Origin of the sequence: Krasilnikovia sp. MM14-A1004 (genome assembly GCF_047159485.1) — a bacterium.
Classification (GTDB): Bacteria; Actinomycetota; Actinomycetes; order Mycobacteriales; family Micromonosporaceae; genus Actinoplanes.
The window spans coordinates 4,655,636-4,678,913 of the sequence record NZ_AP038773.1 but is presented as its reverse complement, the minus strand read 5'-3'; the positions used below and the strand labels follow the sequence as shown (position 1 = coordinate 4,678,913).

Here is a 23,278-nt window from a genome sequence, read left to right as displayed (position 1 = left end):
CGGGTCGCGCTGCCGTCCGGGTCGCGCTGCCGTTCGGTCCGTCGGCCGGGCGGGGGAGGGCGGTCGCGGTTGAGTGCGGTACCCGGACCGATCTGAGTACGGCGACTCAGCCGCGCCGCGTGCCGGGCGGCGAGGATCTTGGCGTGATCTCGTACCCATGCCCGTACTGCGGTGTTGCGGCCGATGCGGCCGCCGGATGCCCCGGCTGCGGCCGCGGCCCCGATCAGAACGCTGTCGAGGTGGTTCGCCTCGACGGGCAGATCCGTGTTCTCACCCAGCGGCTCGCCGCCACGGATGCCGAGCTGCGCGAGACATGGCGGTTGCGCCATGCGGCGGCGGCCCGGGTCCGCGCGGCCGTGGCCTCGGTGTCGGGCGCGGCTCGCGCCCGGCCCGTCACGGCGGCCTCCGCCGGGGCGGTGAGGTCCGGCGGGGCGGCGGCGTCCGGTGGGGCGGTGTCGTCCGGTGGGGCGGTGTCGTCCGGTGGGGCGGTGTCGTCCGGTGGGGCGGCGTTGTTCGGGACGGCGGCGTTCGGGACCGCAAGCCCCGGCTCGGCGGCGCCCGCGGCTGCGGTGCCGGGTGCGCCGGAGGCCTCCGGCAAGCTGGTGCAGAACGTACTGTTCCTGCTCGGTGGCCTGCTGCTCGGCGTCGCCGCGATCGTGTTCACGGCGGTCGCCTGGGCGCAGTTCGGCGTGGGCGGCCGGGCGGCGCTGCTGGCCGCTTTCACCGCGGCAGCGCTCGCCGCGCCGCCGGCCGCGCTGCGCCGCGGCCTGACCGCCACCGCGGAGACCTTCGCCGCGGTCGGGCTGCTGCTGGTGCTGCTCGACGGGTACGCCGCCTGGTACGTCGACCTGTTCGGGGTGGCCCGGTACTCGGCGCTGGCGTACGCCGGTGCAGTGTTCGCGGTCACCGCCGCGGTCGCCGCCGGATACGAGCACGTCACCGGACTGGTCGGGCCGCGGTTCGTGGCCCTGCTGTGTGCCCAGCCGGTACTGCCGCTACTCGTCGCGCCGCTGCACCCCGGCGCCGCCGGCTGGGCGTTCACCCTGGCCGGTACGGCCGTGGTCGACCTGGCCGTGGTCCACCTGCGCGGTGCCCGTACGGCGGTGGTGATGACCGCGTACGCCCTCGGCGCGGCGTGGCTGTCCGCGTCGGGGCTGGCCGCGTTGCTCGCCCTCGCCGTCGCCGGTTCGGTGGCCGCCGCCGCGGTGGCCGCCGGGGCACTCGTCGCGGCGTCGGCCGTGGCCGTCGCCGGGGCCGTGGTCTCCGGGTCGGTGGTGGCCCGTACGGTCACCGGTTTCCTGGCGGTGGTGGCGGTGGGTGTCGGCGCGGCCCGGGTGGCCGCGCTCGCCGTGCCGCAGGCCGCCACGGTGGCGGTCGCCGCCGTGGCCGCGCTGCTGGCCGTCGGTGTCGTGGCGGTGCTGCGGTACCTGCCGTCCGCGGTGCGGCCGGGGCCGTGGACCGGTGCGGCCGTGGTCATCGGGATGCCGCTTCTCGTCGCGGCGCAGCGGGCCGTGGGCGCGGCGGGGGGGACGTGGGCGCTGGCCCGGCCGGTGTTCGCCGCCCCGGCCGCCGTCGTCGGGGGCGACCGGTGGCTGGCCGCCGTACTGATGCTGTTGATTGTCGGGGCCGTGGTGCTGCTGCCGCGCGGTGTGCGGGCCGCCGTGGTGGTCGTGGGCGCGGTGCCGGTGGCGTTCGCCGCCCCGGCCGCGCTGCACCTGCCATGGTGGTCGGCGCCCGCGTTCGACCTGCTGGCCGCCGGGGCGGCGGCGGGCCTCGCGGTGTGGTCCGGGCCGGTCGCGGGCGCGGCCGTGCGGATCATGGCCTACCCGGGTGTGGTGGCGCGCGGCGTTCTGCGGCGCGGTGTCGCGCTGGTCGCGGCGGTGCCCGTGGTGCACGCCGTCGCGGTGGGCCTCGGACGGCCCGCAGTCGCGGTACTGACCCTGGCCGGGGTGCTGGCGCTGGGGATCGGTGTGGCGGCGGGCGCCGGTGAGCGCCGCGACATCGGCGGGATCGGCCTCGCGGCCGGCCTGCTGGCCGTGCCCGCGATCGGCTGGGCGGGTGCCGCGACGGCGGGACTGTCCGCGTCCGCGCAGTCGCGGGCCGCGCTGGGCGGGGTGGCGCTGCTCGTCGCGGTACGGCACCTGGTCGCGGCGCGGTGGCCGGGATACGACTCCTCCGCGCTGGCCGCCGCCCTGCTCGGCGCGGCCACCGCACCACTGTGGACCGTCCTGTCCGGCGACCCGGCCGGCCTGTACGCGGCGACCGGCCTGCTGCTCGTCGCGCTGGCCGTCGGGCACCGGCGAGGACATGGCGGCCGGACGGATGAGAACGGGCAATGGTTCGGCGCCGGTCGGCGGATCCGGGCTGTTGCGGCGGCCGTACCGCTCGGGGTGGTGCTGGTGGGCGCGGTCGCGACCAGCCTGGTGAGTGTGCTGGTGCTGCCCTGGGGCTGGCTGGCCGACGTGTGGTCCGGTCGGCCCGACGGGGTCGGGCTGGACCCGGGCGGCCTCGGCCGGGTGACGGTCGCGGATGTCGTCGCCGTGGCGTTGCTGGTGCCCGCGGCGGCCCTGGTGGCCGGACGGCGTGCCGCGTACTGGGCGGCCGCGGCGCCGCTCGCCCTGACCGGACCCCTGATGCTCGCGGCGGCCGGGGTGTCCTGGCCCGGCGTGCCCGCGGCCAGTCTCCTCGCCGGGCTGGCGGGGCTGCTGGCGGTCGCGGTACGCCCGCCGTGGCGTCCCGGCACCGGTGGGTTCGGGGCCACCGGTGCCGGAGCGCCCCGCACCGGTGTGGCGCCGGCCGACGGACGTCCCGCGGCGAGGGGAGGACTCGCCACCGCCGTGACATGTGCCGTGCTGGCCGCGGCGGGGCTGGCCGGTGCGCTGCCGACGCGGTGGGCGACCCTGGTGGCCCTCGGCGGGGTGCTCGTCGTCGGTGCCGCGATCGGTGCCGCCGCGCGCGACCTGCCGGCGCGGCTCGCGGGCTGGCTCGGCGCGGTCGGTGCGGGCCTGGGGTTCGCGTACACGGCCGGGCGGGCTGCCGGGCTGCCGGTGGCGCACACCGCGCTCCCGGTGCTGGGCGCCGCGGCGGCGGCGCTGGCGCTGGGGGCGCTGCTGGCCGGGCGGCGCCCCGTCGAGGGGCGGGCGGTGCAGGCCGCCGCGCACGCCGGCGCGGTCGCGGCGTTGCTGCTCAGCGCCGGAACCCGGTACGCGGCCGTGGTGTGCGCCCTGTGGGGTGTCGCCGTCGGGGTGCGCGCGTTGCGCTCCGGTGAGTCGCCCACGACCCGCCGGATCCACATCGTCGCGGCCGCGGCCGCGGAACTGGCCGGGTGGTGGCTGCTCCTCGACGCCCAGCGGGTGTCCCTCGTGGAGGCGTACACCCTGCCGGCGGCCGCGGTCGCCCTGCTGGCCGGCTGGCTGGCGCGGCGTACGCGGGCCGACCTGTCCAGCTGGAGCGCGTACGCGGTGGCGCTCGGCGCGGCCCTGCTGCCCACCCTCGCCGTGGTGCTGGCCGGCGACGGGCAACCGGTCCGGCGGCTGCTGCTCGGGCTGGGCGCGCTGGCGGTCGTGCTGCTCGGTGCCCGGGCCCGGCTGCAGGCGCCCGTGGTCACCGGTGCGGCGGTGCTCGGCGTCGTGGCCCTGCACGAGGCGGCACTGATCTGGGATCTGCTGCCCCGCTGGATCCCGCTGGCCGCGGCGGGTCTGCTGCTCGTCGGTCTGGCGATGACGTTGGAGCGGCGGCGCCGTGACCTCGCCCGGCTCCGCGCGGCCCTGCACCGCCTCACCTGACGCGGCCCGAGCCGTCCCGTGCCCGAGCGGTCCCGTGCCCGAGCCGTCCCGTGCCCGAGCCGTCCCGTGCCCGGGCATGTCCTGCCCGGGCACGGGCTTCACCGGCGCTGTGCGATCTCCGGGGGTGTCACGCGGGCACCACCGGGTCGAGCTCCGGCCGGGCGGGTGCACCGTCGAGGACGGCCGGGAGCAGGTCGGCGAGTACGGCCACACCGTCGGCACTGAGTACCGACTCCGGGTGGAACTGCAGTCCCGCGAAGCCCGGCCCCCGCAGGGCGTGGACCGTGCCGTCGGCCTCGTCGCGGGCCAGCTCGACCCGGCCGTACGCAGTGTCCAGGATGTCCGCCGTCGCCACCGCGGTGAAGCTGGCGTAGAAGCCGACCCGCCGGGTCGCCCCGAACAGCGGCACGTCCCGCGCGACGCCCTGGTAGGGCGCGTCGCGGCGGTGCACCGCCAGCCCGAGCGTGGTGGCCAGGATCTGGTGGCCGAGGCAGACGCCGAGCACCGGGCGGCGCGCGGCCAGCAGCGATCCGGCGAGCGCGCGCAGCGCGACCATCTTCGGGTCGGCGGCGCTGCCGGGATCGCCGGGACCGGGGCCCACGACGACCAGGTCCGCGTCGGGCAGCGCGACGCGGCCCGTCCGGGCGTGCGGCACCGCCACCCCGTCCGGACCGCTCGCCGGTGCGGGGCCACCGGCCAGGTCGTTCCACGCCACGACCGTCACCAGCAGGCCGAGGGCGCGCAGCTGGTGCGCCAGCATCGCGGTGAACGTGTCCTCCCCGTCCACGATGACCGCGCGCCGTCCCGTCAGGGCGTCCACCGCCAGTTCGCCGGGGCGGCGCTGGTCGAGCCAGAAGCGGGCGAGGCGGTCGTTGCGCGCGGCCAGCGCCGCCCGTACCCGGGGATCGTCGGTCGCCGGACGGCCCGCCGCCGGTGCACGGGTCGCGGCGGGCCGCAGGCCCAGCGCGGCCATGATCCCCGCGGCCTTGGCGTGGGTCTCGGCGACCTCCCCGGCGGGGGTGGAATGCCGCACCAGGGTGGCGCCGACCGGGATCCGCAGCGTGCCGTCGGGCCGGATCTCCGCGGTGCGGATGAGGATCGGCGCGTCCAGTGTCTGCCGGCCCTGCTCGTCGTGGCCGAGCAGGGCGAGCACCCCTGCGTAGTAGCCGCGGCCGCGCCGCTCGTGGCGGGCGATCACCCGGCACGCGTTCTCCAGCGGGCTGCCCGTGACGGTCGGCGCGAACATCGTGGCCCGCAGCACCGCACGGACGTCCAGGCGGCCGCGCCCGGCCAGCAGATACTCGGTGTGGGTGAGATGGGCCATCTCCTTCAGGTACGGCCCGACGACCTGCCCGCCGTGCTCGGCGACCTCGGCCATCATCTTCAGCTCCTCGTCGAGCACCATGTACAGCTCGTCGATCTCCTTGGTATCGGTGAGGAAGTCGAGCAGGTCCCGGCCGTCGTCGTGGCGGTGCGTGCCGCTGATCGGGTTCATCATGGTCAGCCCGTCCGCGACGCTGACGTGCCGCTCGGGGGTGGCACCGACCAGGATGCGGTCGCCGGTGTGCACGAGGAACGTCCAGTACGCCCCCTGCTCGCCGGTGAGCAGCCGGCGGAACGCGGCCCGCGCGGCGGTCAGCGGGTCGCCGTCGAGGGTCGCGGTGAAGACGCGGTGGATGACGAAGTTGGCGCCCTCGCCCGCGCCGATCTCGTCGCGCAGCACGTCCGCGACGATCCGGCCGTACTCGTCGTCATCGATGTCGAAGCCGCCGCTCGCCGCGATCGGCGTCTCGGGCAGCTCGGCGATCAGCTCGGCGACCGGCACCCGGCGGTGCTCGGCCACCCGCAGGCACTGCAGGGGCGCGCCGTCGTCGACGCAGGCGAAGCCGCGTTCGCTGATCTGCCGGTACGGCACCAGCGCGAGCGCCGCCGGGCCGGGCCGCCCCGGCGGCAGGGGTAGGTCGGCGAGCGTGGCCACGGTGACGACGTCGCCGTTGAGTACGTCGATGTGGTCGGCGCCGTCGCGGTGCAGGTAGGCGAAGGGCTGCATGGTCATCCTCGGGCTCAGGCCACCGCCCGAGGTGCGGGCCACACGACAACGGCCGCCTCTCGGGAGGCGGCCGCGGTGGGTGGGAGCTACGCGCGGAAGGGTCGGGCCGCCGGATCGGCGGGCCACCACATACTCAAGCGCGCGTGCATGGGCGGAAGCCTACGGGGTGTACCGGTAGCAGCGCCAGCTCCACTGGTCGGAGGCGTCGAGTTGCCGGGCCCACGCGGCGGGGCCGTACAGATCTCGGCAGACGGCGTCCATGTCGACGGGGCGGGCGTCGTCGAACATGCGTACGCAGAACCACCCGTCACGGGTCAGCGCGGCGGCCGTGCCCCGCCCACCGGCCGACCGGCAGTACCCGGCTACGGCCCGCCCGAGGTTGTTGGGGCCGAGCAGCTGCGACGGGCGGGGGGACGGGCTGCGCGACGGCGGGCTGGTCGACGCCGGGGCGCTGCGGGTCGGGGTACGGCGGACCGTCGCGCTGGTCGTGGCCGTCCGGGTCGGCCGTCGGGTGGCGCGCGGTTGCGCCCGCAGAAGAGTAGGCCGTGGGCTCGGTGCGGCGGTGGTGGACGGCGCCGGGATGAACAGTGCCTGGGCGGCGCGGGCCTCGTTGGCGCGCGACTGGAGTTCGTGCAGCACGATCAGGGTGACGTCGATGACGACCGTGACGGCCAGGGCGACCAGCACCGCGCGGCGCAGCCAGTTCCGGCCGGCGGGCGGGGCGCTCGGAGGTTGGGGGTGCCGCGGTCGGCGCGGGAGGCGGCGTGCGCGGGGATCACGGTGCCGGCCGGAGAGCTCGTACGGCGGCACCCAGACGCTCCCTCGACATCGACGATCGGTCACCCTGGCGGGCGGCCAACCCACGGTAGAGGTGCGGGGCGGCGTACGCGGTCAGACATTTCGCTTCGTGTTCGAGCGGAAGGGGTGATCGCCGGCTTCGGCCGTACGGATGATCTGGTGCCGGATCAGTCGCGGGCGGACCCTGCCGGGCCGCCGGGGCGGGTCACTCGGGCCGGAACGCCTCGAGGATCGCGGTGCGGGCCCACTGCATGCGAGTGAGCGCGCAGTCGGGGTGCTCACCGAACTCCTGCGCGACCAGGGCGGCGCAGCCGGTCTCGCCGAGGCGGTCGACCGTCTCCGTGACGGCGGCGCGGATCAGCTCCGGGGTCGGCTCCTGGGAACGCTGCAGGTCGGAGACGAACAGCGCCTCGGTGCGGGCGTCGTAGTCGATAGCGGTCATCGGATCCCCCTGGAACGGCTCGCTGTGCGAGTGGTCACTACAGGAGACCGGTGCGGGGCTGCAGGCCCGCTGCTCACCGGTTGCCGTCGGGTTGCGCTGACCGACCTACTGCTCGTAGGTCTCCAGGAAGCGGCGCAGCCGGTTCGTCGCGTCGTCCAGCACGTCGACCGGGGCGAGGAACACCATCCGGACATGGTCCGGGGTGGGCAGGTTGAAGCCGGTGCCGTGGGAGAGCAGCAGCAGCTGCTGCTCCAGCAGGTCGATGATGAGCCGCTGATCGTCGCGGATCTTGTGCACCGCGGGGTCGAGGCGGGCGAACAGGTACAGCGCCCCGCGCGGCTGCACGCAGCTCACTCCCGGGATCTCGGTGAGGCGCTGCCACGCGTGGTTGCGCTGTTCGTACAGGCGTCCACCCGGGCGGATCAGTGTGTTGATGCTCTGGAACCCGCCCAGCGCGGTCTGCACCGCGTGCTGCGCCGGCACGTTCGGGCACAGCCGCATGTTGGCCAGCAGCTGCACGCCCTCCAGGTAGTCCGTGGCGTGCGTGGTGGGCCCGCTGATCGCCATCCAGCCGGAGCGGAACCCCGCCGCCCGGTACGTCTTCGACAGCCCGCTCATCGTGATGACCAGCAGGTCCGGGGCGAGGGCGGCCGCGCACTCGTGGACGGCGTCGTCGAACAGGATCTTGTCGTAGATCTCGTCGGAGAGCACCAGCAGATCGTGCCGCCGGGCGATCTCCAGCAGCCCGAGCAGGGTCTCGCGCGAGTACACGGCCCCGGTCGGATTGTTCGGGTTGATGATCACCAGGGCACGGGTGCGCGGGGTGATCTGCGCGGCGACGTGCTCCAGGTCCGGTGCCCAGTCAAGGGTCTCGTCGCACCGGTAGTGCACGGCCCGCCCGCCGCACAGCGTGACCGCGCCCGTCCACAGCGGGTAGTCCGGGCTCGGGACCAGCACCTCGTCGCCGGCGTTGAGCAGCGCCTGCAACGTCATGACGATCAGCTCGGAGACGCCGTTGCCCAGGAAGACGTCGTCCGGCTGGACCCCCTCCACGCCCAGCGTCTGGTAGTACTGGGCGACCGCGACGCGGGCGGAGTAGATGCCCCGGGCGTCGCTGTAGCCCTCGGCGTCGGGCAGGTTCTGCACCATGTCGGCGACCATCGGCTCGGGCGCGTTCAGGCCCCAGGGGGCCGGGTTGCCGAGGTTGAGTTTGAGGATGCGGTGCCCCGCGGCCTCCAGCTCCTGGGCGCGGCGCAGCACCGGGCCGCGGATGTCGTACCGGACGTCCCTGAGCCTGTTCGCCTGCGCCACCATGGGCTCAGCCTAGGCCGCCGCCATCGCCGGTAGGCCACCGCGCCGTTTCCCGCAAAGGATCCGGAGTCAGCCGCGGGTCTTGCCTCGTCGGCGCTCGCGGACCGGCCGGTCTAGCGGGCCGGGACCTCGGCTGGTCGGGGATGGCGCAGTCCGGGGTGGCCGGGTGGCAGGCTGCGCCGGATCACCCACCAGCTGGCGGCCAGGCAGGCGGCGACCAGCGGCCAGGTCAGCGCGATCCGGGCGACCCCGAGCGCCACCACCTGGCCGGCGGCGTACAGGGGGAGAAAGACGGCCACGCGTACCACGTACTGGGCCACCCAGACCCAGCTGCCGCGCGCGTACGCCCGCAGCAGGGCAGGATCGCGGCGCCACCGGGTGCGCTGCCCCAGCACCGTGCCGACCACCAGCCCGAGCAGCGGCCAGCGCACCACGATGCTCAGCGCCCAGACCAGCGCGCTGGCCGCGTTGCTCAGCAACTGCAACAGGAAGAAGTCCTCGGCCCGGCCGGTGCGCAGTGCGACCAGCGCCGCCACGCACACGCCGAGCAGGCCGACCAGCACGGCGCGGGGCCGGTGGCCGCGCCACAGCCGCCAGGCCGCGACCCCGAGCGCGGCCGCGATCGCGGCCACCGCGCCGATCCCCACGGAACGGCCCGCGGCCAGCCAGCCCACGACGAACACCGCCGGGGGTACGGTCGCGTCCAGCGCGGCCCGCCGCCCGCCCAGCAGACCGGCCAGCGATTCCGGCTGCGTCACGCCCTTGCCCTGCCGTCCCGCGTCACGCCTCACCCCTGCCCTCGAAAGTTAGGCCAGCCTAACTGGTGGGTACGGGAGTCTCCTGCGCCCGGTCCTCTGCCCGTGCTTCGACCGGGGCATCGGCCACTGCGGGCCCGGCTCGGCGTCGGTGCCAGCGCAGCGGGCCGGGGTGCAGGTTCCACCACAGGCGACGCCACCACGACCGGTGCCCGCGCAACGCGTCGGCGTACGCGACGGCCTGGTCGCCGGCCCGGCGAGCCTGCTGGCCGTCCGCGGCGCCGGGGGCGAACAGCAGCGTGTTGATCCCCGCCACGAGATCGTCCAGTGGGGGCAGCGGATCCGTCGCTGCACGGCTCGTGCCGGGGAGCACTGTCCCGGGTGGAGAGTCCGTCCCCGCCGCACGGGGTTGCGGCACGGCTCGGCGCAGGCGCCGGGCCCCGGGTGCCGCATCCGCATCCGCCTCCGCCGCGAACCGGGCCACCTCGGCCGCTGCCAGATGTCCCGGCACCGGCCGGCCCGCCAGCCGCAGGGCATCGGTGACCTCGAACCAGGCGCCGGTGATCCGCTCCGCGGGACCGCCCCGGGTCAACCGCCGTCGCCGCTGGGCCCGCCGCAGCCCCGCCACGGTCGCAGCGGCGGCCACCAGCACGAGCAGCAGCGAGCCACCGGCGCCACCGGCCACGACCGGCGCCGACACCCCCGGGGCCGGGCTCGCCGCCAGCGCACTCGGCGTGGCCGACGCCGTCGGGCTGTCGCTGGGCGCGGGCGCCTCCGAGGTGGGCGGTGGCGTCGTCGGCGGCTTGGGGGTGAAGTCCTCCTCGACCGGCCGCGGCGGCTGCTTGCTCTTCGGCAGCGGGTCGAACGCCACCCACCCCAGATCGTCGAAGAGGATCTCCGGCCACGCGATCGCGTCACCGCCGGTGACGGTGCCGCCCTGTGCCGGAGCGTCGAAGCCCACCACCACCCGGCTGGGCAGCCCGGTCAGCCGCGCCAACAGCGCGAACGACGCCGCGAACTGCTCCGACGTGCCCACCTGCCCGCCCCGGTCCCGCGGACCGAACAGGAAGAACGACAGATTCGGGTACGCGTGCCCGCTCGGCGCGTCCGACACCTGGCGGTAGTGCTCGGCGAGGAAATCCTCGATCGCCACCGCCCTGTCGTACGCGGCACCGTTGCCGTCGGCGAACTGATCGGCCAGCCGCTGGATCTCCGGTGGCGCTGCGGCGCCCACGGCGAGATACCGGGCCACGGCGTCACCGGTCGGGGTGTCGGCCGTGGGCAGCAGGTTGAGGTCCGGAGTCTGCACCTGCGAGGTGACCGAGTAGCGCAGTCCCGGCGTGAGCCCCTCGGGACGGATCAGCGTGCCCGTCGCCGGGTCGAATGCGACCCGTGCCCCCGAGACCGTGGCGGGCGTGGGCAGCGCGGGCAGCAGGCGTCCGGTGAGGCCGTCGACCCGGATCTCCTGGTGCACCTCGCGTACCTCGGCGCCCGGCAACGGCTCCCGGGTGGGCAGCACCCGCCCCGCGTTGCGGTACGTGGCACCGACCCGCCAGGTCACGCCGTCGTAGTCGGGCAGTACCGCGAGCCGCAGCCGCATGGGTCGGCGTTGCGTGCCCTTACCCGTCCCCGTGGTGGGGGCGCCGTCCGCACCCGGGTCGGAGGCATCGTCGGTGCCCGGGTCGCGGGTTCCGTCCGTGCTCTGTGCGGTGGTGGCGGGGCGCGGGGTGGACGGCGACGCGGTGGCCGACGGGTCCGGGCTCACCTCGAGCAGCCGCTGCCGGGGGTCCAGCGCCCAGCCGGAGATCCGGTTGAGCGGACTCTCGTCCAGGCTGTCGACCTGCGGCGGCTGCACGTACCGGCGCGGGTCGGCCGGGGTGGCCGAGACGCGGTCGCTCACCCACGGACCGACCAGCGCGACCAGCCCGACGAGCACGGCCAGGCCCGCCGCCGTACCGGCCAGGGCGCGCCCCCGGACGGCCGCACGGGCGCTCGCGGTCAGCGCGGCGGCAGTCGGTAGAGCCGCGTCCGATGCGGCGGCGTCGGGGGTCGCCGCGTCCGGTGTGATGGGGGAGCCCGGCCGGGCGGTGGCCGCGAGCGCCGCCACGATCAGGCCCGCGAACACGAGGGTGGGCCGCCCCACGGCGGCCTCGTTGGGGCCGACGACGTACAGCGCACCCGCGTACAGCAGGACCGGCGGGAGGCAGCCGAGCAACACCCGCCCGGCCCGCAGCGCCAGCTCGGCGCCCGCCAGCCCGGCCAGCCACGCTGCCACCACCGGCACGATCACGGTGTCCGGCGTCGGCTCGACCGGGATCATCGCGGTGAGCAGGCGCGGGATGCCGTTCGTCAGCGCGTCGGCGAGCACGGTCGGCAGCGGGTCGGTCAGCGCGGCATGCGCGGCGGCCAGCCGCACGGCCCAGACCGCGTACCCGGCCAGCGCCAGCACCGACAGCGGCGCCGCCGTCCACGACGGCAGGCGCCGTACCGCCACACTGACGCCCACGGAGCCGATCGCCGCACCCGCCACCAACTGCGCCAGCAGCGCGTCGGCGTAGATGCGGCCCAGCGCCAGCCCGGCGAGGGCCACCAGGCCGACCAGCGCGAGCGGCGCCACCGCGGCGCGCAGCCACCTCACCATCCGCGCACCCCGTCCCACGCGGCCGCGAACTGGGCGCCGTCCTCCGCCTCGATGACGATCAGGCCGTCGGAGGCCGAGACCGGCGCGGCGTCCCGGTCACCGAACAACCCGGCCAGCACCACCGGGTACGGCCCGCGCAGGCCACTCACCGCCCCCAGGTCGGCCCGCCCGCCAGGGCCGGTGAGGAAGACCAGCGTGTCGCCGAGCCGCTGGGTGCGCAGATGCCGGAGCCGCTGGGTGAGGTCACCGGGCCGCAGCGCCGCCTCGGTCAGCACGTCGAGATACGGCCCCGGCGCAGGACCCGACACCAGATGCAGGCTGACGGGCAGATCCTCCCGTACGGCGGCGGCGACGATCGACGCGGCGGCCTCGCAGGCCACCTCGAACGACTCCGCCGTCCCGGCGCGTCCGCCCGGATGGGCCGCGGCCCGGTCGTCGAGCAGCACCACGATCGTCGGCTCGCTGGTGTCGAGTTGTTCGCGCACCATCAGCTCGCCGACCTTCGCGCTGCTGCGCCAGTGCACCCGCCGCAGCTCGTCGCCGACCACGTACTCGCGCAGCGAGTCGAACGTGATCGTGCCGTGCGGGACCTTGTCGATGCGCCCGTCGAGGCTGCGCGCCATCCCGGCGGGCACCGCGCGCAGCAGGTGGATGCGCGGGTGCACCCACACCGTCGTGGCCGCACCGTACGTGCGGGACAGCCGCATCAGGCCGAGCGGGTCACCGCGGGTCACCCGCAGCGGGCCCACCGGCACCACCCCCCGGCGTACGGTCGGCACCGGATACTCGACCGTCGTGTCGCGTCCGGGGCGTAGCCGCAGCAACGGAACCGGGACGGTGGCGCCGCCGCAGCGGTCGGTGGCCACCAGGTTCGCGGCCCGTACGCGACTGGTGTTGCGCACGGTCAGTGTCATCCGGGCGGGTTCGCCCCGCGCCACCCGGTCGGGATCGGCGACCCGGTCGACACCCAGCCGGGGCCGCCATGCCGCGAACCCGACCGCGCACAGCACCGCGATTCCCGCCGCCGCGCCGAGCAGGGCGAGGTCGGGGTAGCCGAAGCGGAAGCCGGTCGCCAGCAGCGCGGCGGCCGCGACCGCGACACCGGCCCCGCGTCCGGTGACCCCCCGCACCCGCCAGCTCCCTGTCGAGCTGCGCGCGCTGCGGGGCCGCGTCGCACCGGGCTGTTGCGTCCCGCCCTGCTGGTGCGTCGTGCCAGTCGGGCCGGTCGCCCCCCGCAAGGCCGCCGAGCCCTGCGCGCTGGTGGCGCCTTGCGCGCTGGTGTTCCCTTGCGCGCTGGTGTTCCCTTGCGCGCTGGCCCTCCCTTGCGCGCTGGTGGCCCCCTGTGCGCTGGTGGCGCCACGCGGGGTGGTCGCGCCGTGGGGCGCGACCGGGTCCGGCGGCGGGGTCACGCCCCGACGCGCTGGTTGTCGGGCAGCGGCACCGGCACGGAGCGCACCGCGTCGTCGAGGACCTCGGCCGCGGTCACGCCGCGCAGCTGCGCGTCGGCCGACAGCAGCACCCGGTGCGCGAACACGGGCCCGAGCAGGGCCTTGAAGTCCTCCGGCAGCACGTACCCGCGGCCGTTGATCAGCGCGTACGCCGAGGCCGCCCGGGTCAGCGCGATGACCCCGCGGGGGCTGACGCCGACGCGCACCTGGGGATGGTTGCGGGTGGCGGCGGCGAGCTTGACCGCGTAGCTGTACAGGGGGTCGGCGATGTGCACGCGCAGGGCCATGCGGGCCATCTCCCCGACGGTCGCGGTGTCGGTGACCGGCTCGATGGCCTCGGGGGAACGCGCCGCCGCTCCGCGCAGGACCTCCACCTCGACGTCCTCGTCGGGATAGCCGACGGAGAGCTTGACCAGGAACCGGTCGAGCTGCGCCTCGGGCAGCCGGTACGTGCCGTCCATCTCGACCGGATTCTGGGTGGCCACCACCAGGAACGGCTGCGGCACCGGATGCGGGACGCCGTCGACCGTGACCCGCCGCTCCTCCATGACCTCCAGCAGCGCGGACTGGGTCTTGGGGGAGGCGCGGTTGATCTCGTCGGCGATGACGATGTTCGCGAACACCGGGCCGGGGTGGAACTCGAACCCCCGACTGGCCTGGTTGAAGATCGTGACGCCGGAGACGTCGGAGGGCAGCAGGTCGGGGGTGAACTGGATGCGCCGCCACTGCCCCTGTACGGACGCGGCCAGCGCTCGCGCCAGCGTGGTCTTGCCGACCCCGGGCACGTCCTCGAGCAGCACGTGGCCCTGGGCGAAGAACGCGGTCAGGGCCAGCCGGACCACCTCGGGTTTGCCGAGTACGACCGCGCCGATCCGGTCGGCCAGCTGGCCGGCGAGGGCGGCGAAGCCCTGAACGTGCTGTGGGGGAAGGGTTTCGTTGTGCACTGCGTGAACCTCGGGGGATGCGACGTCAACAGGTGGGAAGGTTGCCCAGGTCGTCCCCACCGTCCAGGTTGAGCCACGCCCACGGGATGTAGTTCTTGCCTGCGTAGTTCACCTGGACCCACCAGGTGCTGCGCTTGTCGTGGTTGTAGATGTATGCGTACACCTCTTCACCGGACTTCTTGCAGTACGCCTGCAGCCGCGTGCCCGGCTTCGCCCACCCGACCTGCTTGGCGTTGTCCTGCCGGGTGACGCTGAAGATCTCGTTGCCGTTACGCCCGTCGACGTCCTTGTCGCAGTAGTGGGCCGTGTCGCCGTTCTGGCCGTTGTTGCAGGTGGCGGTGCCGTACAGGGCGTCGGTCGCCTGAACCTTCGTCTTACTGACCGTTCCGGCGGCGTTCTTCGCCGTGACCGTGAAGGTGTACGTGGTGCTCGGCTTGAGGTTGCCGACCTTGAGACTCGAGCAGCTGCCGGAGGCCTTGCCGCCGGCGTTGTTCGAGGTCATCGCGCAGGTGGCAGTGCCGCCGCCCGCGTTGACGTTGAACGACACCGTGGCCGTGTCGAACGTCGCCGACGAGCCCGTGATCGTCACGACGGGCTGGGCCACGGTGCGGGCCGTGGCCGTGCCCGGTTCGCTGTCACCGGCCTCGTTGACCGCGCGGACCTCCACCGCGACGTTCTCGCCCGCGCCGAAGCCGTTGAGCGTCACGGCCGTGCCGTCGGTGACCTCGGTCGTCCGGCCACCCGCGCTCACCGTGTACTTGGTGATGGGGCGGCCGTTGTCGGCGGGTGAGGACCAGGTGACCCGGATGGTGCCGGCCTGGTCGCCGACCGTCGCCGCGTCCACGTTCTCGGGGCGCGCGGGCTTCGCGAACGGCACCACGCTGTTGCTGATCGGTGACGCCTTCGACCCGGCGCCGCGCTCGTTGACCGCGACGACCGTGAACGCGTACTGCTTGCCGTACTCGAGCTGGCCGTCCTTGATGGTCAGCGACGTGCCGTCGGTGACGTCGCCGGCGGGTGCGTTGGTGCCCTCGGCGATCGCGGTGACCGTGTAGCGGGTGATGTTCAGTCCCTGGCCGTTGGCGGCGGGCCAGCTCACGTCGACGGTGCCATCCGGCTTGGCCTCGGCGGTCACGGATTCAGGCGCGTCCGGCACCTCGGCCGTGGGGCGGACCGCGTTGCTCTCCCGCGCGGGCCCGTCGCCCTTGCGGTTCACCGCGTGCACCGCGAACGTGTACGTCTCGCCGTTGGTCAGCCCGGGCACGTTCAGCGAGCGCTGGTCGGCGCCGACCTGGAAGGTCTTGCCCGCGCCCTCCACCACGTACTTGGTGATCGCCGCGCCGTTCGCGGCGGCGGCCTGCCAGGTCACCCGGGCCTCGGCGTTGCCCGCGGCGGCGCGCACGTTGCGCGGGGCGCCCGGCTTGTCGGCCTGGGGCTTACGCGGCTTCGGTGGCGCGGGCGGGGGAGCCGGAGGGGTCGGCGGGGCGGGCGGCGGGTCGCCGCCGAGCACGTCGTCGGCGTACTTGTCGACCGACCGCACCGCGTGCGCGTTGTCGACCACTCGGGCGGTCGACGCGCCCGGCGCGTTGATGAACAGGTAGTTCTCCCGGACCTCCAGCTCAAGCGGCCCGCCGGGCCGCTTGATCGTGATGCCCTCCTGCGGTCGGCCCGCGGCGTCGAACACGTGCACCGAGCCGGTGTCACCGTCGGCGACGTAGAAGTAGCCCTCCCACGCCACCGCCGGCTGCAACTGCCCGCCCTGGCCGGGCACCGCGAAGTCGCGCGTCGCGCCCGAGTCGCTGACCGTGAACACGTGCCGCGCGTCCGCCACGGTCACCGGCACCACCAGACCGTCGGTGTGCGGCGCGAGCGAGCCCGGCCCCGACAGCTTGAGCGAGGTGGTGCGCTTCGCGCTGTCGTGGATGGTGGTCAGCGCGTTGGTCGTACGGTTCAGCACCGCGACCCCGGAGTCCATCGTCGAGATCGCCAGGTCGTGGCTGGGTGGCGCGACCGCGGTGGTGGAGATCTGCCGGGGCCCCGCGGGACCGCCCGCGGCCTGGCCGCCGGAGGGCGCGTCGGACGGCACCGGCGCGGGCGTGATCGCCGAGACCGTGCCCTCGCTCGGGACCGCGATCCACAGCCGGCCCTTACCGTCGAACGCTCCGCCCGTGATGCCGGGGGCGTAGTGCAACGTATCGCCGATCGGGCTCATCGTGCGCGGGTCGCGCTGGCTGACCTCGCCGCGTACCGCGTCGATGATGAAGACCGCGTCCTTGTTCATGGCGACGCTGACGCCGAGACCCGAGCCGCTCGGAGTGTTCGCGTACTCCTGCAGCGTCGTCAGGTCCATCGAGCTGATCTTGCCGGTGTTCACGTCGCGCAGGATGACGAACCGGTCGTTCTGACTGACCTCCATCTGGTGTCCGCGTGCGCCGGGGACGTCGACGCGGGTGTCCACCCGGGCGGTCACGCCGTTGATCCGGGCCATCTCACCCTTGGTGCGGCTCCACACCCAGGACGCCGCGTCGAAGCTGGCGACGGCCTGATCGGCGGCCCCCAGCCCCAGTACGGTCAGGCCGAGCCCGGCGACGAGGCTGAGCACCGTACCCAGGGTGACCAGCCCGCCGCGGCTACGCAGGCGGCGCCTGCCCTCGGCGATGATGGCGTCAGCACTGGTCACGGACCCGCGCCCCCTCCCGTTTGGCTGCTCAGGTGCCCCGCAGGACGCAGGCCATCATAGGGGCTCGCGGGCCCTCGTGGGTGCCCTGGTAGACAACGTTGTGGATACGTGTGATCGCGTAGTGTGATCATCTACTGTGTCGCGGACGGTTGCGCACCATTTCCCGACCGGGAGGTGCAGGTCTGCGGCGAGCTGGCGAACTTGGTCGTGCTATATACCGCGACCACCGCGACGCAGTACTCCAGTGCCGGGTTCAGCCCTTTCCAATCGAACGACGTCTCACCCGGCCGGACATGTCCGATCGAGTTGAGCACCTCGCCGGGGTGTCCGCCGGTCACCACGAACGAGGTCATCCCACTGGCCGGATCGGTCCAGGACACCTCCAACGAGGTGCCCGAATCCCGCAGTCGCACATCCGTGGGCGGGGCGCCGCCGAGGGTCGGCTGGTCGGGCTGCCGCGGACTCTCGTTGTTGCGGGCCAGGACCACCACGAGGGCGACCACGGCGATGATCGCGGCCAGCACGGCCGCGATCGCGGCGAACAGGGCGGGACCTCTGCGACCGTACGTGGAACCGCCTGCCGCCGGCGCGACCGCGACGGCCGGCGCCGCGCCCGTCGGCATCGGCCCGGGCGGAGGCGGAGGCGGTGAAGCAGGCGTGGGCCGGGGGCCCGGCCGCGCCGCGGGTGGGGTGGCCGTCGGCGTCGGCATGAAGGCCGGCCGCGCGGGAGGTGGGAGGGACGTCGACACGGGCCCGGAGGCCGGTCGGCCCGGAGGTGAGCCGTCCGGGTATTCGACCGGCGCGCGCTGACCAGCGGGCGGGAGCTGCGTGTCCGCCGCGCCCGGCGCAGGTTGCGCGTCGAGGATCGGCACGATCACCGTGGGCTCGCTGAGCGCGTCCCCACCGCGCGTCCCGGCGGGACCGGGCGGCGTCGCGCCGAAGGGGCTGTCGGCTCCAGCCCCTGAGACGGGGCCGACCGGGGATGCGGGCCGGTCCGGCTGCGCCGTCGGGGACTCGTCGCCGAGGAGGGCCCGGGCCTGCGTGACGGTCCAGTGGTCCGCGCCGAGCGCTGCCGGCCCCTGTTCGGCCACCCGGGAGAACGCCCGCCGCGCCTCGTGCCGGTTGCCCAGCTCCGCAGCGACCACGCCGAGGTCGAACGAGATCGCCAACATGAGCGGATCGGCGTCGCCCAGGCGCCATTGCCCGGCCGCGTACGCCTCCTCCAACACCCGGCGGGCCGCCGCCGGGTCGTCCGCCTGCTGGTGTACGGCGGCCAGCTGGTGCGCGGTGGCCAGGACGTCCGGGTCGTCCTCGCCGAGGCCTGTCCGCCCGACCTCGACGGCCCGCTCCAGCACCGCCCGCGCACCGGCCAGATCGCCGGAGCCGGCGAGGGCCCGGGCGTGTTGCCGCGCGGCGGTCAGAGGGGAGGGCTGGGCCACGTTCGCCATGCTGCCCGGTGTGGTGTCTGCGCGCCAGGCCAGCCCACTGTGATCTGGGAGAAATGACCGAAAGGTCCGCTAGACGGCGGAGCGGTGGGCCTCGGTGCGTGGCGCACTCAAGGGCCGTGTAGAGTGCTTTGCTGTGCGGCCCGCCGGGCTGCCGATCCACGGTGTGAACCGCAGGTCGGCACCGGTTAGGCTGACATCACCGGTCCGGGTGGCGGAATGGCAGACGCGCTAGCTTGAGGTGCTAGTGCCCTTAACGGGCGTGGGGGTTCAAGTCCCCCCTCGGACACCACACAGGTACACGATCGACGTCGTTCGATCGAATTTCCGCAAGTACGGTCTCGGTGCCGGGACGGTAGATCATGTGCAATCCGATCCGCGTGTAGACCTCCGCGCGATCGTGCTCATCTGCCCGCCTGAGCAGGCCGAGTAGCCCGCCGAAAGCGTCCACGATCGCGGCTATCTGTTCCTCGCTCATCCGCTCCGGTGGCGCTTCGGTGAGACCGAGGCGCGCCTGCGCCGCCTTCTTGATCGTGGTCGTTTCGCTGATCCAGCCGGCCACGAGCGCGGGGTCGCCTCCGGCATCGAGCGTGGCGCGGTATCGGGCGATTTTGGCATCGCAGTCTGCGATCGTCTCGCGAAGCTTCGGCGCCTCGTCGTGCTTCTGATGTTCGGTGAGGGCTGCGCGGTGGCTGGCGTCGGCAATGCGCTGGAGCGTGTCGGTGAGGCTGGCGTGGCCGAGTTCTTCGGTGAGGAACTGGTCGACCGGGTTGGTGATCGACTCCTGTCGGACGTAGAGGACTGGTGGGTGGGCGATGCCGTGTTGGCGGACGTAGTCGCGGGATGCCTTGCACCGGTAGTAGATGCGTCCGTGGTTGACGCTGCCGGCCATGACGCGACCGCAGAGGCCGCACCGGAGCAGACCGCGGAAGAGGTAGGGGTGTCGGCTGCGGCGCGGTGCCTTCCCGGCGTCGCCGACCGTGCCGCGTGCCTTGACCGTCTGCTGCGCCTGCTCATAGAGGTCGGTGCTGATCAGTGGGGTGTGCGACTCGGTGCGGGACCAAACCCACTCGCTTGGGTCGTTCCAGCGGTGGCGGTTCTCGTGGCCGAGCGCGACGTCGTCGACGTTGATCAGGACCTCATCCGTGCGCGCCCGATTCCAGACTTGGCGGCCGGTGTACCGCGGGTTCTGCAAGATCGCACGAATGGCGGTGGTCTCCCACACCTGCGTGTGGCGGTGCGGGTTCCGTGCGCGGTCGTAGGCCGACGGGCACGCGATGCCGTCTTGGGTGAGGCCGCGCGCGATCGAGGTCATCCCGCGGCCGGCGACGTACTCGGTGAAGATCCGTTCCACGATCGGGGCGGTGACCGGGTCGGGTTCGAGCTGGTGCAGGCGCTTGCCCTCGGCGGCCTTGCCGGGGTTGGGGTGTGGTCCGGCGTCGGCGAGGCGGTAGCCGTAGGGCGGCCGCCCGCCGAGGTAGCGGCCTTCCATCTCGGTCTGGGACTTCATTGCGGCCCGCACGCGGATCTTGATGCGGTTGCGTTCGCCTTTGCTCATGCCGCCGTAGAGGGCCATGACGAGGTCGTGGGCGTCGGAGCCGGGGTCGATCGCGCCGCCGACCTCGGGCACCCACAGGCCGACGCCGTAGTGCACGAAGACGGGGAAGGTCATGCCGAACTGGCTGCCGTAGAAGGCGCGTTGCGGTTCGCCGATGACCACCGCGTCGAAGTCGCGGCCAGCACTTTTGATCGCGTCGAGGAGGCGGAGCGCCTCGGGGCGCCGTTTCCAGGGCAGCGAGCGGGAGAGTCCGATGTCGAAGAACTCGGCGACGATCTCCCCGCCGGTTGGCTCGATCAGGCTACGGGCTCGGGAGAGCTGCCAGGCTTTCGACGCCTGTGGGTCTTGTTGGTCCTCGGTCGACACGCGTCCGTAGAAGGCGAACCTCATGGTTGTCGAGTCTTCCGGGCTCGGTCGATGATGCGCCACAGCACATCGGCGGCGGCCTGGGAGAGCGGGACTTCTAGGGACGTCTTGAGCTGCCCGTTCTCGATTTCCAGCGTTGTGCTCGTTCGTATGCTGCGATTTCTCCCCTCGTCGGTCGGGTCTTCCATGGCGATCGTGGGCCTCCTTTCTGATCGGTCGGTGGTGTCCGCGCGGTCGTCCGTCCGTTTGTCCGTCCGCGCGTTGATCTGCGCAGACGCGCGCGAGCGGACGGACGTCCGCGCGGACGATCGGTCAGGCGCGCCAGCGTCCTCGGGCCACCTGGCGAGCGCGCCCGGTGGCGGCGAGCGCTTGGAGCCGGTCGTAGATCCAGGTGCGGCGCATGCCGGTCGCGTCGATCAGTTCCCTGATCGTGAGTCCGTCGTCCGGCGCCTCGTCGAGCGCTTTCAGGAGCGCCAGTTCCGGGTCGTCGGCGACCTTCGGCAGTTCGAGGGCGTGCGGCTGATGGTCGATCGCGGCTCGGGACAGCGGGTCAAGGTCGGGCCGCTGGTCGATGTACCGGGCGGCCGTTTCCCGCACGTTCTCGTCGGTGACGAGGTAGGCGCGGGCGCGGCGTGGCTGGTTGTGACCGTCGGCGAGGACGTAGAACTTGCCGGGTGCGTCGAGCGTGTGCGCGTGCCAGCCGGCGGCGAGCATGCCGTTGTCCAGGATCAGATCAACGTCGCGCCGCTCCCGGACTCGCAGGCATACCCGGACGCTCATCTGGGAGCGCAGCGCCCCGCCTCCCATGGCCTTCTGCGTCGGGCGTTGTGTGGCGGCGAGCAGGTCGACGGCGACCGCCCGGCCGCGCCGGGCGACCGACTCGGCGTACGTGACGGCGGCCGAGGCCGTGTCGGCGAGTTCGGCGTACTCGTCGATGACGATGACCAGCGCCGGTGCGTCCGGCGTGGGCTCCCAGACGCGGGTGTTATCGCGGCCGGATGCGTGGGCACGGGCGTCGAGGACAGCGACGGCGTCGGAGAGAAGTCGGGTCGCTTCGTCCGGGGTGGTCGCGAGCCGGGCGAGGCATGGCGCCCACGGCCGAAGTTCCATGCCGCCCTTGAGGTCGATGCCCCACAGGACGACGTCGGCGCAGGCGGCGAGGTTGCCAAGTACGACGTTCAGGACGCCGCTCTTGCCTGAGTCGGTCGTGCCGCCGATCAGCGCGTGCCGTCGCAGTAGCGGCACCCGGACGGGTGTTGCGTCCTCGAAGACACCGAGTTCGATCGGGTCGGCGAGGGACCGAGCCGCCGGCCCTGGCCACGGGATCGAGCCGGCGTGCGGATCGACGGCGAGGACCCGCATCGTGCAACGGCCGGCGTGCACCGGGTCCTGCTCGACACGGACCGCGCCGGGCCGTGTCCCCAGAGCTGACTCGATGGCCGGCACCCGGGCCACGACATCCGCGACGCTCTGCCCCGGCCGGAGCTTCATCCGAGCACGCCAGCCCCAGGTGTCCACGGCGGCTGACATGACCCGCGACCCGTCGAGTCCGATCGCTTCCGCGAGGTTCGGCCACGCGTGGATGACGCGATCTACCCGGACGCGGGAGCGTCGGCGCCGGTGTGCCCACCAAGGGACGCCGAGCGCGACTGTCGCGACCACGAGGAGGGTCGGCAGGGGAGTGCGGTCGGGTCCGAGTGCTGTCGCGGCGGCGAGCCAGCCGCCGACAACGGCGGTCGTGGTCGCGGCGTAGGCGCGTTCGTCGGGGCGGTTGAGACCCCAGGGCAGTCCGCGCAGCCCGGCAGCCAGCGCCGCGGCGGCCGTGAGGACCGCGACCACCGGCCACGTGCCGGGGTGGCTGCGGTGCAGCGCGAGTCCGGCTGCGGTGAGTGCCAGTCCGGTCGTGATAGGTGCGAGTTCCGACCGGTACCGGAACAGGGCGCGCCCGATCGCGGCCAGGCCGACGACGAGCAGCGGCTCGTTCGGTACGAGTAGGAGCGGTTGCGGGTTGCGGCGACTCCACCGGCGATGCCGGCGTCCGTAGGCCCTCATTCGCTGGTTTCGCCTTCGTTCGGCATAGTGCAGGCGCGGTGTTCAGCGACCGCGTCGCGGAGGTACGCGAGGGGATCGGGCTCGCCGTCGTGGTGGGCGGCGAGAGTGGCACGCGCGGCGGCGAGCAGGTCGGCGAAGTCCCACCGGGTACGGCTCAGCAGCCGGGCGAGGCGGTTGACTTCGGCGATCAGGACGGGGATGTCGGCGACGGCGGTCCAGATGTTGACCGGGGTCGGCCGGCATCGGGCGGCATGCAGATGGGTGAGAACGGCCTCCTGGTCGACGGTCGGGCGCGGGATGTGCGGTTCGTTGGTCATGGGCGGGGTGAAGCCTCCCTTCGGTCGGTGCTGTCGGCGGTTTCGGCGACGAGGACCCGTCGCAGCTCGGTTGCCTTGGGTCCGGCAATCCGCAGGGCCGAGCGCAGTCCGTCTCGGCTGATGGGGCGGCCGTCGTGCGCGGCGCGGTGCCGGGCGTCGGCCTCGCGGGCAGCGTTCAGCAGGTCTGCATCTGTGCGGGTCTTCGTGCGCCGGGTCCGGACTCGGGTACGGGTCTGGGGACCGTCCTCGGCGGTCGGTGCCGGATCGCGATCGCTCGCTGTGACGGTTCCGAGTGCGTGCAGGTGAGCGGTCAGTCCGAGGACAGCGGCCGGTACGGCGCCGACGAGGACGACGATCGGCCAGGAGATCGCGACGAGGCCGGCGGCAACGAGGTGGTATCCGGCGTTGCCGACGATGCTCGTGGCGATGGCGCCGATCGCGTTGGCTCGGGCGAAGCCCCGGGCTCGGCTGCTGCCGAGCGTTCCCGCGAGCCAAACCCGAGCCGAGGTCATCGCGTACGCGTCGATGGTGACCGGCAGAAGCCAGGCGAGCCGGTCGGGCCAGCCGGCGACCCGAGCCAGCCCGCGGAGGCCGGCGAAGCTCGCCACCGCCGCGGAGATCGCGGCGACGCTCATGCCGACGATCACCCACCAGTCGCGTCGCCCGGCGGTGGGGGAACGGCTCAC

16 protein-coding genes and 1 tRNA gene are annotated in these 23,278 nt (G+C 74.0%); 2 read left to right on the top strand and 15 right to left on the bottom strand.

Features of this window, described 5'->3' with window-relative positions:
* The first annotated feature begins 143 nt into the window (after window positions 1-143).
* Window positions 144-3,785, top strand: coding sequence for an SCO7613 C-terminal domain-containing membrane protein (locus ACMCNN_RS19925; RefSeq protein ID WP_412742030.1), 3,642 nt, complete (start codon window positions 144-146; stop codon window positions 3,783-3,785).
* 127 nt (window positions 3,786-3,912) lie between these two features.
* Here the strand turns inward: ACMCNN_RS19925 and ACMCNN_RS19920 are convergent, their stop codons facing one another.
* The 10 genes from ACMCNN_RS19920 to ACMCNN_RS19875 form a co-directional block, all read right to left on the bottom strand.
* Window positions 3,913-5,835 carry an anthranilate synthase family protein gene (locus ACMCNN_RS19920; RefSeq protein WP_412747214.1) on the bottom strand — a complete coding sequence of 641 codons (1,923 nt, stop codon included), beginning with the start codon at window positions 5,833-5,835 and terminating at the stop codon, window positions 3,913-3,915.
* Window positions 5,836-5,994: 159 nt separating this feature from the next.
* The gene (locus ACMCNN_RS19915; RefSeq protein WP_412742029.1) at window positions 5,995-6,645 is read right to left on the bottom strand and encodes a hypothetical protein; all 651 of its coding nucleotides are present in this window, start codon (window positions 6,643-6,645) and stop codon (window positions 5,995-5,997) included.
* A gap of 193 nt (window positions 6,646-6,838) precedes the next feature.
* A complete protein-coding gene (locus ACMCNN_RS19910; RefSeq protein WP_412742028.1) occupies window positions 6,839-7,075 on the bottom strand; it encodes a hypothetical protein in 237 nt (78 codons plus the stop codon).
* Between the two features lie 105 nt (window positions 7,076-7,180).
* A complete protein-coding gene (locus tag ACMCNN_RS19905) occupies window positions 7,181-8,389 on the bottom strand; it encodes a pyridoxal phosphate-dependent aminotransferase (RefSeq protein WP_412742027.1) in 1,209 nt (402 codons plus the stop codon).
* A 110-nt stretch (window positions 8,390-8,499) separates the two neighbouring features.
* Window positions 8,500-9,144: a DUF3159 domain-containing protein gene (locus tag ACMCNN_RS19900; RefSeq protein WP_412742026.1), complete on the bottom strand. Its 645-nt coding sequence runs from the start codon at window positions 9,142-9,144 to the stop codon at window positions 8,500-8,502.
* Between the two features lie 58 nt (window positions 9,145-9,202).
* Entirely contained in the window at window positions 9,203-11,782 is a 2,580-nt protein-coding gene (locus ACMCNN_RS19895; RefSeq protein WP_412742025.1) for a DUF3488 and transglutaminase-like domain-containing protein, read from the bottom strand.
* Window positions 11,776-12,912, bottom strand: a complete 1,137-nt coding sequence (locus ACMCNN_RS19890; RefSeq protein ID WP_412742024.1) for a DUF58 domain-containing protein — start codon at window positions 12,910-12,912, stop codon at window positions 11,776-11,778. The genes ACMCNN_RS19895 and ACMCNN_RS19890 overlap by 7 nt, the downstream gene beginning before the upstream one ends.
* A 275-nt stretch (window positions 12,913-13,187) precedes the next feature.
* Window positions 13,188-14,174 (bottom strand): AAA family ATPase, encoded by a 987-nt coding sequence (locus ACMCNN_RS19885; RefSeq protein ID WP_412742023.1) that lies wholly within the window; start codon window positions 14,172-14,174, stop codon window positions 13,188-13,190.
* Window positions 14,175-14,199: 25 nt separating this feature from the next.
* Window positions 14,200-16,854, bottom strand: coding sequence for a fibronectin type III domain-containing protein (locus ACMCNN_RS19880; protein WP_412742022.1), 2,655 nt, complete (start codon window positions 16,852-16,854; stop codon window positions 14,200-14,202).
* 131 nt (window positions 16,855-16,985) lie between these two features.
* The gene (locus ACMCNN_RS19875) at window positions 16,986-18,293 is read right to left on the bottom strand and encodes a tetratricopeptide repeat protein (protein ID WP_412742021.1); all 1,308 of its coding nucleotides are present in this window, start codon (window positions 18,291-18,293) and stop codon (window positions 16,986-16,988) included.
* Between the two features lie 211 nt (window positions 18,294-18,504).
* Here ACMCNN_RS19875 and ACMCNN_RS19870 point away from each other — a divergent pair.
* Window positions 18,505-18,591, top strand: a tRNA-Leu gene (locus tag ACMCNN_RS19870).
* Here the strand turns inward: ACMCNN_RS19870 and ACMCNN_RS19865 are convergent.
* The 5 genes from ACMCNN_RS19865 to ACMCNN_RS19845 all read right to left on the bottom strand — a co-directional run bounded on the left by ACMCNN_RS19865 (window position 18,553) and on the right by ACMCNN_RS19845 (window position 23,278).
* Window positions 18,553-20,247: a recombinase family protein gene (locus ACMCNN_RS19865; protein WP_412742020.1), complete on the bottom strand. Its 1,695-nt coding sequence runs from the start codon at window positions 20,245-20,247 to the stop codon at window positions 18,553-18,555. The two genes, ACMCNN_RS19870 and ACMCNN_RS19865, sit on opposite strands and share 39 nt — an antisense overlap.
* Window positions 20,244-20,411, bottom strand: coding sequence for a hypothetical protein (locus tag ACMCNN_RS19860; protein WP_412742019.1), 168 nt, complete (start codon window positions 20,409-20,411; stop codon window positions 20,244-20,246). Before ACMCNN_RS19860 ends, ACMCNN_RS19865 begins: the two co-directional genes overlap by 4 nt.
* A 124-nt stretch (window positions 20,412-20,535) precedes the next feature.
* Window positions 20,536-22,275, bottom strand: a complete 1,740-nt coding sequence (locus tag ACMCNN_RS19855; RefSeq protein WP_412742018.1) for an FtsK/SpoIIIE domain-containing protein — start codon at window positions 22,273-22,275, stop codon at window positions 20,536-20,538.
* A complete protein-coding gene (locus ACMCNN_RS19850) occupies window positions 22,272-22,592 on the bottom strand; it encodes a hypothetical protein (protein ID WP_412742017.1) in 321 nt (106 codons plus the stop codon). Before ACMCNN_RS19850 ends, ACMCNN_RS19855 begins: the two co-directional genes overlap by 4 nt.
* On the bottom strand, window positions 22,589-23,278 hold the full coding sequence (locus ACMCNN_RS19845) for a DUF2637 domain-containing protein (protein ID WP_412742016.1): 690 nt from the start codon (window positions 23,276-23,278) through the stop codon (window positions 22,589-22,591). Before ACMCNN_RS19845 ends, ACMCNN_RS19850 begins: the two co-directional genes overlap by 4 nt.

Excerpts from the sequence above, each read along its gene's own strand:
- ACMCNN_RS19920 (WP_412747214.1), bottom strand. The coding sequence starts at position 5,835 with ATGCAGCCCTTCGCCTACCTGCACCGCGACGGCGCCGACCACATCGAC.
- ACMCNN_RS19910 (WP_412742028.1), bottom strand. The coding sequence starts at position 7,075 with ATGACCGCTATCGACTACGACGCCCGCACCGAGGCGCTGTTCGTCTCC.
- ACMCNN_RS19905 (WP_412742027.1), bottom strand. The coding sequence starts at position 8,389 with ATGGTGGCGCAGGCGAACAGGCTCAGGGACGTCCGGTACGACATCCGC.
- ACMCNN_RS19895 (WP_412742025.1), bottom strand. The coding sequence starts at position 11,782 with ATGGTGAGGTGGCTGCGCGCCGCGGTGGCGCCGCTCGCGCTGGTCGGC.
- ACMCNN_RS19865 (WP_412742020.1), bottom strand. The coding sequence starts at position 20,247 with ATGAGGTTCGCCTTCTACGGACGCGTGTCGACCGAGGACCAACAAGAC.
- ACMCNN_RS19860 (WP_412742019.1), bottom strand. The coding sequence starts at position 20,411 with ATGGAAGACCCGACCGACGAGGGGAGAAATCGCAGCATACGAACGAGC.
- ACMCNN_RS19855 (WP_412742018.1), bottom strand. The coding sequence starts at position 22,275 with ATGAGGGCCTACGGACGCCGGCATCGCCGGTGGAGTCGCCGCAACCCG.
- ACMCNN_RS19850 (WP_412742017.1), bottom strand. The coding sequence starts at position 22,592 with ATGACCAACGAACCGCACATCCCGCGCCCGACCGTCGACCAGGAGGCC.